Source organism: Nocardia sp. NPDC058497, from assembly GCF_042720195.1.
Classification (GTDB): domain Bacteria; phylum Actinomycetota; class Actinomycetes; order Mycobacteriales; family Mycobacteriaceae; genus Nocardia.
Genome location: NZ_JBHXMY010000788.1, coordinates 1 through 2,215, shown reverse-complemented (window position 1 = coordinate 2,215; position 2,215 = coordinate 1). Strand labels below are relative to the sequence as shown.

The 2,215-nt window shown below is 63.6% G+C and carries 1 protein-coding gene; it reads right to left on the bottom strand.

What is annotated here, in order from left to right:
• On the bottom strand, nucleotides 1-2,190 hold a 2,190-nt coding region (locus tag ACFWPJ_RS30960; protein WP_378856785.1), incomplete at its 3' end, for a tyrosine-type recombinase/integrase.
• Nucleotides 2,191-2,215: the final 25 nt, after the last annotated feature.

The following is a 2,215-nucleotide window of genomic DNA, read 5'->3' as shown; positions in this document are numbered from 1 at the left end:
GGTTCCGAGGCCGACGACTTGGTTGCGTGCGCGACGGACGACCGCGACCGACTCCGCGATCTGCGCTTGCTCTGATGCCGACAACTCATCGACATCAGTCTTGATCCGAGCGATCAAGCGGCGGATGCGAATGATCTCTTCATCGGAGGGCATGGCTTCGGTCTTGGCCCATTCGTCGGCGTCAAGGGCGCCGCGCAGCCGTTCGCGGCTGCGCAACAGATCGGCGAGATAGGCCTCGAGGTCCGGCAGGTAGGACACGTCGGTCGAGAAATGTGAACAGCCGACGCAGCGAAACCGAACGGGGCAATCGTCGCCGCCGGCGGCGACGTTGCTGGGTTCGCTGCAGGTGCCGTAGGGAACAGCGACCTCGCCGACGGCACGGCGCAGATGCTCGGCGTCGAGCAGCATCTTGGCTTCGCGCCAGACCTTGTTACCGTGCCGGTCGAACTGCATCGTGGTGACCCGGTCAACCGCCTCGCGACGACGCTTCTCACCGACCCGGTAGTAGGCCTGCGTGGTCTGCATCAAGCGGTGATCCATCAACTGCCGCAAGATATCTGGTGCTATCCCGGCATCTGCATGACGTTGGGCGTAGGTGTGCCGATAGGCATAGAGGAAGATCCGCGACACGTCGAAAGCCAGCATCTGCGTGCCCAGCTTCCCGGCGATCTCCACGCTCACCGGGACGCTGATCGCGGGCAGGCCGAGAATCCACTGGTGATGACGTGTGGTCACCCACTCGTCGGACACTGGCCGCGTTCCGTGCGGATTTCGAGTAGTAGACGGCAGCAGCTTCAGCTTCTCGACGCGCTCGTTCGGGAACCGAGCCCTGACCCGCTGCTGCTGAGCCAAGACCCCCGCCGCCGTCGCCTCGGCGATCGGCAAACGGCGGCCGAGCCGGTTGGCTTTGAAATTGGTGTAGATGAGCACGGGTTTGTCGCGCTCGTCGCGATCCAGACAATCCCAGTCCAGACAACAGATCTCGTCCGGGCGACGACCGGTATCGATGAGCAACTCGACAGCGACGCGGACTTCACGAGTCGCGAGTTCTTCGAGATCATCCAAGTGTGAGCAGATGTGACGCATCACTTCGACGGGCAGATCACGAACCTGCGGGTTGGACTCAGCCCTCACGGGGATGTCGTTGATCTCAAAGGCGAAATCGTCGGCCAGCCCGTGCATGGGCTGCCCGTGCCTGGTCAGACCCAGACCGCGCATCCGGATGAGAACCCGCCGCAGGGTCTGAACCGCCGTGTTGCGCATGTAGGAGGTCATGAAGCCGCCCTCCACCAGGAACCACAGCCGATTCAAAAACCCGGCGATGTCGCTGCGCGAGAGCAGCCGTGGGTCGTTACCGAGGTCGCCGGGCCGTTGCAACCGCAGGCTGTCCGAGAGCAGCGCGACGAACTTGATCTCCTGCTGGATCAGGTCCTTGACCGACCCGCCACGCCGGTGGGGCAATTCGTTGTAGGCGAAGACCTTCGCAGCCTCCCGCAACCACGGCTGCGAAATCGTTCCGAACCGCAAATTACCTTTGAACCCGAAGACGGTGACATCCCAAACATCTTTGTGGCGTTCGGTTTCCGGGCTCATTCGGGTGCGCCGAACGTCTCGGATGAAATGTGAGCACGTGATCTTCACAGCCTGCGGGAGGTCGTCGAGCACCACCTCCTCGATCGAACCGAGTTGGTGGGCGAGGAGATAGGACACCAGCGGCCGGAACTGCTCAGTGCGGGTCTTGGTTCCGGACGCGGTGCGTTGCTCGAGCCCGAACAGCAGCTCTGCGACGACCCGGTCCGGCAGCCCCCGCATACTGCACTCGGTGCCGTTCATGACCGCCCGCGAGGTTCGGCGGAACAATTCGGGATCGACCGGCTCGCCGGTGCCAGCGTCAGCCTGTCGACGGGCCTGGTTCCAGTAGGTCTGGTGGTTCATGCAGTAGGGGCCGTTGCCGTCACGATCGCGGGTGCAGGCGAGGACCTCGCAAGGCCCGAACGCGGGCAGGGCTTTCACCTTCGGATGTACCACGAACTCGTCCAGGGGCACCTTCAGGTAACGACTGCGTTGCTGATGGTGGGTGGAGCAGAGCGCGAGGCCTGACGAGCGCCAAGGCCGCTCGCATCGGGGAACAACGCAAATGCCATAGCCGCCCGGAACCAGTCCGCACGGTTGGCTCACGAACTCGGCCAACGGCGGCTCCCCCGCCATGTGCCAT